7 protein-coding genes are annotated in these 10000 nt (G+C 36.6%); all 7 read left to right on the top strand.

Annotated elements, in window-relative coordinates; genetic code table 11:
* The 7 genes from dnaA (at window position 1) to MHI10_RS00035 (ending at window position 9984) form a co-directional block, all read left to right on the top strand.
* Window positions 1–1344, top strand: coding sequence for a chromosomal replication initiator protein DnaA (dnaA, locus tag MHI10_RS00005; protein ID WP_340781929.1), 1344 nt, complete (start codon window positions 1–3; stop codon window positions 1342–1344).
* A 167-nt stretch (window positions 1345–1511) separates the two neighbouring features.
* Window positions 1512–2648 carry a DNA polymerase III subunit beta gene (dnaN, locus tag MHI10_RS00010; RefSeq protein ID WP_340781930.1) on the top strand — a complete coding sequence of 379 codons (1137 nt, stop codon included), beginning with the start codon at window positions 1512–1514 and terminating at the stop codon, window positions 2646–2648.
* A 123-nt stretch (window positions 2649–2771) separates the two neighbouring features.
* Window positions 2772–3008 carry a S4 domain-containing protein YaaA gene (yaaA, locus tag MHI10_RS00015; protein WP_340781931.1) on the top strand — a complete coding sequence of 79 codons (237 nt, stop codon included), beginning with the start codon at window positions 2772–2774 and terminating at the stop codon, window positions 3006–3008.
* 3 nt (window positions 3009–3011) lie between these two features.
* Complete coding sequence (gene recF / locus MHI10_RS00020) at window positions 3012–4124, top strand: DNA replication/repair protein RecF (protein ID WP_340781932.1); 1113 nt, start codon at window positions 3012–3014, stop codon at window positions 4122–4124.
* A 91-nt stretch (window positions 4125–4215) separates the two neighbouring features.
* A complete protein-coding gene (gyrB, locus tag MHI10_RS00025) occupies window positions 4216–6141 on the top strand; it encodes a DNA topoisomerase (ATP-hydrolyzing) subunit B (RefSeq protein WP_340781933.1) in 1926 nt (641 codons plus the stop codon).
* A 31-nt stretch (window positions 6142–6172) separates the two neighbouring features.
* A complete protein-coding gene (gyrA, locus tag MHI10_RS00030; protein ID WP_340781934.1) occupies window positions 6173–8641 on the top strand; it encodes a DNA gyrase subunit A in 2469 nt (822 codons plus the stop codon).
* Between the two features lie 248 nt (window positions 8642–8889).
* Window positions 8890–9984 (top strand): HD-GYP domain-containing protein, encoded by a 1095-nt coding sequence (locus MHI10_RS00035; RefSeq protein WP_340781935.1) that lies wholly within the window; start codon window positions 8890–8892, stop codon window positions 9982–9984.
* Window positions 9985–10000 lie beyond the last annotated feature (16 nt).

The following is a 10000-nucleotide window of genomic DNA, read 5'->3' on the forward strand; positions in this document are numbered from 1 at the left end:
TTGGAACATTTAGAAAATTTATGGAATGCTGTGCTTACCCAAGCTGAACAGAAAATATCAAAGCCGAGCTTCGATACTTGGTTGAAAGCGACCAAACTGCTGGCCCATAGTGGCACAAATGTCACAATCTCAGCTCCTAACTCTTTTGCTCGTGATTGGCTTGAAAATTACTACGTTCATATGATTACAGGCATTTTAAATGAGTTGACTGGCGAAGATCTACTCATAAAGTTTGTTGTTCAGAAGGATCAAAATACAGATGATTTTGAACTTCCCCCTCCAATAACACAAGCAAGGAATAGTGATCAACACGACACGACACCAGGGATGCTTAATCCTAAATATACATTTGATACATTTGTTATTGGTTCTGGAAATCGCTTTGCCCATGCAGCAAGTTTGGCTGTAGCTGAGGCCCCTGCTAAAGCATATAACCCCTTCTTTATTTACGGAGGTGTTGGATTAGGTAAAACACACTTAATGCACGCAATTGGACATTATGTGAAGGAACATAATCCAAAGGCAAATGTTGTCTATCTCTCTTCTGAGAAATTTACAAATGAATTTATTAACTCGATTCGAGATAATAAAACAATTGATTTCCGAAACAAATATCGCAATGTAGATGTTCTACTAATCGATGATATTCAATTTTTAGCTGGGAAGGAATCGACACAAGAGGAATTTTTCCATACGTTTAATACGCTACATGAAGAATCAAAGCAAATTGTCATTTCAAGTGACCGACCACCTAAAGAAATCCCAACATTAGAGGACCGCTTGCGTTCTCGCTTTGAATGGGGATTAATTACTGATATCGCACCACCAGACTTAGAAACACGTATCGCTATTTTACGAAAAAAAGCGAAAGCAGACGGTCTAGATATCCCGAATGAAGTAATGTTATATATTGCAAATCAAGTCGATACAAATATTCGCGAACTTGAAGGTGCTTTAATTCGTGTTGTTGCCTATTCATCATTGGTAAATAAGGATGCCTCACCAGAACTGGCAGCCGAGGCGTTAAAAGACATAATGCCAAACTCCAAGCCACGTAAGGTTTCCATCTTTGATATACAAACAGCTACTGGAGAGCATTTCAATATACGTCTTGAAGACTTCACCACGAAGCGACGTACGAAATCAATCGCCTTTCCACGTCAAGTTGCGATGTTTTTATCGCGGGAGTTAACAGATTTCTCATTGCCTAAAATAGGGGAAGAATTTGGAGGACGAGATCATACAACCGTCATCCATGCACATGAAAAAATATCCAAACTCTTAAAAATAGATCAACAATTGCAGCAAGACATTAAACAAATTCGAAGTATGTTAGGTAAATAAGCTGTGTATAACACTAGCATTTTCACACAATGCTATTCACAAGTTACTAACATGTGAATAATGCGTATACACTAACTAGAATAGTAGTTATCCACAAATCCACAGGCCCTATTACTATATCTATTAATATCTTTAATAAATAAATAATATATAAGTGAGGTTAAATAATGAAATTTGATATTTTACGTGACCGTTTTTTAAATGGATTAAATGATGTAATGAAAGCTGTTAATACAAAAACAACGATTCCAATTTTAACGGGGATTAAAATAGATGTAACGAATGAGGGAATTAATTTAACAGGTAGTGATGCTGACATTACGATTCAAACATTCATCCCTGTTGAAGAAAATGGCGAACAAATTATAAACATTAGCGAAACAGGTTCAATTGTATTACAAGCTCGTATGTTTAATGAGATTGTTCGTAAATTACCAACAAATGAAGTTGAAATTGAAGTAACAAACGGCTTTGCTACAAATATTCGTTCAGGTAAATCAGAATTCCACCTAATTGGTTCAGATGCATCTGAATATCCTTTACTACCTGAACTATCAGCTGATCGACAATTTTCAATTCCAGCGGATTTACTAAAATCAATTATTCGCGAAACTGTATTTGCGGTAGCTACCTCTGAAAGTCGCCCCGTGTTGACAGGTGTCAACTGGAAGGTAGAAGCAGATGAATTAATATGCATCGCGACGGATAGCCACCGTCTTGCGAGACGTAAAGTAAAACTGGAAAATTTACCGACAGATATCACATCAGTTGTTATTCCAGGGAAAAGTCTTAATGAACTGTTTAAAATTTTAGATGATTCGACAAATCCTGTACAAATTGTTTTAACAAATCAACAAGTATTATTTAAAACAGATGATGTTCTATTCTTCTCGCGTTTACTTGAGGGGAATTATCCAGATACATCTCGTTTAATTCCGGAAGATTACAAAACAAATGTAACAATTAACGGAAAATCATTATTACAAGCAATCGACCGTGCGTCATTACTTGCTCGTGAAGATCGAAATAATGTTGTACGTTTTGAAACTTTACAATCCAATACCGTTGAAATTTCATCGAATTCACCTGAAATTGGTAAGGTAGAAGAGCAAATTCAAGTTGAGACGTTAGATGGTGAAGCTTTAAAAATTTCATTCAGTGCGAAATATATGATGGAGGCTTTAAAAGCAATTGATGGGCAAGATGTCATTATCCAGTTTACTGGTGCAATGAGGCCTTTTATCATACGTTCAGTAGCAGATGATGCGATTTTACAATTAATTTTACCTGTTCGTACGTACTAATCGAATACTCTGTAATAAAAAATATTGAGATAGTCACCTTCTAGTGACTGTCTTTTTTTACTTCTCATCGATTTTTAGGTATGATAGAAAGATAGACTTTATTCCCGAGGAGGCTGAGTTATATTGAATGACTTAGTAATTGATACAGAATACATAACGCTCGGACAAGCGTTGAAGATGACCGATACAATTAGTTCTGGTGGTATGGCAAAATGGTTTTTAAGCGAGCATGAAGTATTTGTCAATGGTGAGAAGGAAGATCGTAGAGGAAGAAAGTTACGCCACGGAGATCTTGTGAATATTCCAGGTACTGGACGTTTCCGTATCATCGATGCATTTATTCAAAATGAGGAAATGTAATTCATGAATATCGAACGCTTGCAGCTAAAAAACTATCGTAATTATGAATCGCTTTCACTTGATTTTTCGTCCAAAATTAATGTTTTTATTGGCGAAAATGCGCAAGGTAAAACAAATGTTATGGAATCAATTTATGTTTTAGCGATGGCCAAATCCCACCGTACATCGAACGATAAAGAATTAATACGTTGGGAAGCGGATTATGGTAAAATAGAAGGTGTGATTGAAAAGCGTTATGGTCGTGTTCCGATCGAGTTAACGATTTCAAAAAAGGGCAAAAAGGGTAAGATTAATCATCTTGAACAAACTAAGTTGAGTAATTATATAGGACAAATGAATGTTGTCATGTTTGCCCCAGAAGATTTAAACGTTGTAAAAGGGAGTCCTCAAATTAGAAGACGCTTTATCGATATGGAGATAGGGCAAATTTCACCTGTTTATTTACACGATTTACTTACATTTCAAAAAATTTTAAAACAGCGTAATCATTTATTAAAAAGCAATCAAGGAAAAGCATCATTAGCAAATAACATGATGTTTGATATTTATACAGAACAATACATCCAAGCTGCTATTCAAATTATTCGTAAAAGGTTCCAGTTCATAGAGCTTTTACAAGAATGGGCAGAACCAATTCATTTCGGTATTTCTCGCGGTTTAGAGAAACTAGTTATTAAGTATCGTCCTGTAGCAGGAATGGAGGCTAGTTGGACTGCTGAAGAAATGGCCAAATACTTGGAAAAAAAACTTGCTGAAGTAAAGCAACGGGAAATCGACCGCGGTGTTACCCTAGTCGGTCCGCATCGCGATGATTTACAATTTTATGTGAATGATTATGATGTTCAAACATATGGATCTCAAGGTCAACAACGGACAACGGCATTATCTTTAAAGCTTGCGGAGATTGAATTAATTAAGCAAGAAACGAAGGAAACACCAATTTTACTGCTTGATGATGTTTTATCTGAATTAGATGATTATCGTCAATCGCATTTATTAAATACAATTCAAGGCGAAGTCCAAACTTTTGTGACAACAACAAGTGTGGATGGGATTCACCATGACACGATTAAACAAGCTAAATTATTTTCTGTACAACAAGGAAGTATTGAGTAGCAAGAAATAAAAGCGAGTGTTTGAAAAATAAAAGTATTACGCTTTTATAAAGAGAAGCATACTGAGGTTATGAAAGAGTAGGTGAACTAAAGTGACTTTAGAGGAAAATAAAGTCCAGCAGTCATATGATGCGGATCAAATTCAAGTATTAGAGGGCTTAGAAGCAGTTCGTAAACGTCCAGGGATGTATATTGGTGCAACAAGTTCAAAGGGCTTACACCATCTAGTATGGGAAATCGTCGATAACAGTATCGATGAGGCATTAGCCGGCTATTGTACAAACATCTCAGTCACAATTGAACAAGATAATTGGATTCGTGTAGAAGATAACGGTCGTGGTATTCCAGTTGATATTCAAGAGAAAATGGGCATGTCTGCGGTTGAAGTAATTATGACTGTTTTACACGCTGGAGGTAAATTTGGCGGTGGAGGCTACAAAGTATCTGGTGGTCTACATGGCGTAGGTGCTTCAGTAGTAAATGCATTATCAAGCGAAACAATTGTTCAAGTACAACGTGATGGTAAAGTTCATGAAATTAAATTTGAGCGTGGTCATACTGTTCAAAAACTCAAAGTTATTGGTGAAACAGAAAGCAACGGTACAATAACACGTTTCAAAGCCGATGAAGAAATCTTCAAAGAAACAACAGAATATGAATACGATATTTTAGCAACGCGTATTCGCGAATTAGCTTACTTAAATCGCGGAATTAGCATTGCCATTGCAGATGAACGTACAGGGAAAGAACGTTCTGAGACGTTTTACTTCGAAGGCGGAATTCGCGAATACGTTGAACACTTAAATGGCAATAAAGAACCAATTCATAATCCAATTGACGTTTTTGGTGAAAAAGAGGGCATTACTGTAGAAATTGCAATGCAATATAATGCTGGTTTTAACTCGACAATTATGTCTTTTGCCAACAACATTAATACGTATGAAGGTGGTACACATGAATCTGGCTTTAAAACAGCATTAACACGTGTCATTAATGACTATGCCCGTAAAGCAAACATAATAAAAGAAGCAGATACAAATTTAACAGGTGAAGATGTACGTGAAGGGTTAACAGCTATTGTCTCTATTAAACATCCAGACCCACAGTTTGAAGGACAAACGAAAACTAAGCTAGGTAACTCAGAAGTAAGCCAAATTACAAACGCGTTATTCTCAGAAGGTTTTGAACGCTTCTTACTTGAAAATCCTACTGTAGCTCGTCAAATTATTGAAAAAGGAACGATGGCAGCTCGCGCACGTGTTGCAGCAAAAAAGGCACGTGAATTTACGCGTCGTAAATCGGCACTTGAAGTATCGAGTTTACCTGGTAAATTAGCAGACTGTTCATCTACAAACCCTGCTGAATCAGAAATTTACATCGTAGAGGGTGACTCTGCCGGTGGTTCAGCAAAATCAGGACGTGACCGACATTTCCAAGCAATTTTACCGTTACGTGGGAAAATTTTAAACGTTGAAAAAGCACGTTTAGATCGTATTTTATCGAATGCCGAAATCCGTGCAATGATTACAGCTTTCGGTACAGGTATTGGTGAGGAATTCAATTTAGAAAAAGCGAGATATCATAAAATCATTATTATGACCGATGCCGATGTAGATGGCGCGCATATTCGTGTTTTATTATTAACGTTCTTCTTCCGTTTTATGAGACCGTTAATTGAAGCGGGTTATGTGTATGCAGCGAAACCGCCATTGTACCAAGTGAAACAAGGGAAACATGTTGAATACTGTTATTCAGATATCGAATTAGAAGAAATTTTAGAGCGTTTGCCTAAATTACCAAGACCAGTTGTACAACGTTATAAAGGTTTAGGTGAGATGGACGCAACTCAATTATGGGATACAACAATGGATCCGGATCAACGTACATTAATTCGAGTAGAATTAGATGATGCAATTGAAGCCGACCGAATTTTTGACCATTTGATGGGTGATGAAGTAGGTCCCCGTCGTGACTTTATTGAGGAAAACGCGGTATACGTGCAAGACTTGGATACGTAACAGTTAGTGTAATTGGAAGGAGGTCCTTTTTTTGTCGGACATTCAACATGGACATATTGAATCAAGAAATATTACAACCGAAATCAAATCATCCTTTTTAAGCTATGCGATGAGTGTTATTGTTTCGCGTGCTTTACCAGATGTTCGTGATGGACTAAAGCCTGTACACCGTCGTATTTTATATGGGATGCAGGAATTAGGAAATACAGCAGATAAACCTTACAAAAAAAGTGCTCGTATCGTTGGGGATGTAATGGGGAAATACCACCCACATGGTGACTCCTCTATTTATGAAGCAATGGTGCGTATGGCACAAGATTTCAGTTATCGTTATATGCTTGTAGACGGTCATGGGAACTTTGGTTCAATTGATGGTGATGGTGCAGCAGCAATGCGTTATACCGAATCACGTATGTCAAAGATCGCAATGGAAATGCTGCGAGATATTAACAAGGATACAATCGATTTCGAACCAAACTACGATGGTAGTGAGAACGAACCGAAAGTATTACCAGCGCGGTATCCAAACTTACTCGTTAATGGTGCAACTGGTATTGCTGTTGGTATGGCAACTAATATTCCACCACATAATCTAGGCGAGGCAATTGATGGCGTATTAGCTATTGCAAATAACTCGGCAATTACAACAGAAGAACTGATGGAAATTATCCCTGGCCCTGACTTCCCAACAGGGGGAATTATTTTAGGACGCAGTGGTATTCGCCGTGCTTATGAAACAGGACGTGGCTCCATTACAATACGTGCAAAAGTTGAAATTGAGCAAACCTCTAATAACAAAGAGACTATTTTAGTAAGTGAACTTCCTTATCAAGTAAATAAAGCAAAGTTAATTGAAAAAATTGCTGAGTTAGTACGTGATAAGAAGATTGATGGGATTACACATTTACGTGATGAATCTGATCGTAACGGGATGCGTATTGTCATCGAAGTACGTCGTGATGCAAATGCCAATGTTGTACTTAACAACTTATATAAACAAACAGCCATGCAATCTAGCTTTGGTGTAAATATGTTGGCATTAGTTGATGGACAGCCGCAAGTATTAGGGTTAAAAGATGTACTCTACCATTACTTAGAGCATCAAAAAATAGTCATCAAACGTCGTACTGCATATGAACTTCGAAAAGCAGAGGAACGCGCGCATATTTTGGAAGGTTTACGTATCGCTTTAGACCATATTGATGAGATTATTGCAATTATTCGTGGTTCTCGAAATGGTGAAGAAGCGAAACCCCAATTAATGGAGCGATTTGATTTATCTGAACGCCAGGCACAAGCTATTTTAGATATGCGTCTTGTTCGTTTAAGTGGATTAGAACGTGAAAAGATTGAAGCGGAATATCAAGAGCTTCAGAAGCTAATTGGTGAATTAAAAGCTATTTTAGCTGATGAGGAAAAAGTTGTAGATATTATTCGAACTGAAATTACAGAAATAAAAGAGCGTTTTAATGATAATCGCCGTACAGAAATTACTGCGGGTGGGTTAGAAATGATTGAGGATGAAGATTTAATACCACGTGAAAACTCAGTTATTACATTAACGCATAATGGCTATATTAAACGTCTAGCTGCGAATACATATCGTTCGCAAAAACGTGGTGGTCGTGGTGTACAAGGGATGGGCACAAACGAAGATGACTTTGTGGAGCATTTATTATTCACTTCTACACATGATACAATTTTATTCTTCACATCAAAAGGTAAAGTATTCCGTGCAAAAGGTTATGAAATTCCAGAGTACGGGCGTCAAGCAAAAGGCTTGCCACTTGTAAACTTACTTAATATCGATAAAGAAGAAAAAGTAACGGCAATGATTCGCGTGGCTGAGTTTGAAGAAGATGCGTACTTTATCTTTACGACAAAAACAGGTGTTACAAAACGTACGCCAGTTATTCAATTTGCCAATATCCGTACAAATGGTTTAATTGCGATTACGTTACGCGATGATGATGATTTAATATCTGTTCATCTAACAGATGGTACGAAAGAAATCATTATCGGTACTAGTGATGGGATGTTAGTTCGCTTTAAAGAAGAAGACATTCGTTCAATGGGACGTTCAGCAGCCGGCGTACGTGGTATTAAATTACGTGAAGGCGATCATGTCGTTGGTATGGAAATTATTGAACCCGAGCAGGAAATTTTAGTTGTAACAGAAAAGGGTTATGGGAAACGTACACCTGAATCTGAGTATCGCGTACAAAGTCGCGGTGGCTTAGGCTTAAAAACGATGCAAATTACAGAGAAGAATGGTAAGATGTGTGCCGTGAAGGCTGTCGATGGAACAGAAGATATTATGTTAATTACAATTAACGGTATGTTGATTCGTATGGATGTAAAAGATATATCTGTTATTGGTCGTAGCACACAAGGTGTTCGTTTAATTCGTTTGGCAGAGGATGAATTTGTAGCTACTGTAGCACGGGTTAAGAAGGACGAAGATACATCAGACATCGATGATGAAGATGATGTAGAATAAGTTAATTGAAAGAAGCTGTCTAACAAGCTCTTTTTACAATAAAGTGACTTAAATTTTAAAATGCCAAAACGTTGTTAAACAAACGTTTTGGCATTTTTATTTTGTTCATTTCAAGCTCTAAGACCCCCCTCTTAAATTTCTACTTAAATCAAATGAAATATGAACAATAAAACTTTAAAATTATCTTCTCAATAGTTAAATTGTTCGATACAATAGGAATAAATTACTTAAATTAGGGGTGTGTGACATTGGAAACAGTAGTTATGAGGGTGGAAGAGTTACAATTAGGAAAAATCGTAGCTGAAGATATTTTTGCCAATACACAATATCCGATTATTTACAAAAACGCAAAGATCATTCATGAACATTTCCGCATTTTTGAGATGTTTAATTTAAAAGAGATTTTAATATATAAAGAAAAGAAATTAGAAGTATTAACTGAAAAACAAATAGAAGTAGAGACAACAATAATTAAATTATCGAATTACACAAGTTTTGAAACCGATTATTATGATGCCATTGCTCAAATAAAAAGGGAATTTGGAAATTGGCAAGCGGGTGCAAAAATCGATATTACAAAAGTTCGAGGAATGATTATCCCTTTAATTGAAAAGGTATTAGAAGATCGTTCGTACATATTTGATTTAAACAGTTATTCCAATGCAAAAGATTACTTATTCCATCACTGTATTGCGACGGGATTGATTGCTTCAATTATTTCAAAAAAATTAGGGCATGATCGTGGTACTATCATTCAAGTAGCTATCGCAGGAATGTTGGCAGATAGTGGTATGGCCAAGGTAGCTCCCCGTATTCGTGATAAGCAAAGTGCACTAACAGAAATTGAATTCGCTGAGGTTAGACAGCATCCTTATTATAGTTATTTACTTGTTAAGGATCTACCAGCACTTAAAGAAGTCATGAAAGTAGCAATTTATCAGCATCATGAGCGATTAAATGGTAGTGGTTATCCAAAGGGTGAAAAGATGAGTTCAATTACGAACTTTGCCCAAATTATAGCGGTTGCGGATGTATTCCATGCGATGATAAGTGAAAGATTATACCGTTTAAAGCAATCTCCCTTTAAAGTGATTGAAATGATTAAAGAAGAGGAGTTTGGAAAGTTTGATGCTCAGGTTGTCCAAGCACTTGTTGATATAGTTGTCGATTTACCGATTGGCACAAAAATTGAATTATCAAATTTAGAGTTAGGTGAAGTAATGTTCATCAATAAATATGCACCAACGCGTCCTCTTGTTAAATTAATTAATTCAGGCGATATTATTGATTTAGCAGCAAATCGCAACTTTTATATTTCACGAGTGATTACGAAAGAATATTAAAATCATATTTGCTTTG

The organism is Solibacillus sp. FSL K6-1523 (assembly GCF_038005225.1).
In the GTDB taxonomy this organism is placed as follows: domain Bacteria; phylum Bacillota; class Bacilli; order Bacillales_A; family Planococcaceae; genus Solibacillus.

Excerpts from the sequence above, each read along its gene's own strand:
- dnaN (WP_340781930.1), top strand. The coding sequence starts at position 1,512 with ATGAAATTTGATATTTTACGTGACCGTTTTTTAAATGGATTAAATGAT.
- recF (WP_340781932.1), top strand. The coding sequence starts at position 3,012 with ATGAATATCGAACGCTTGCAGCTAAAAAACTATCGTAATTATGAATCG.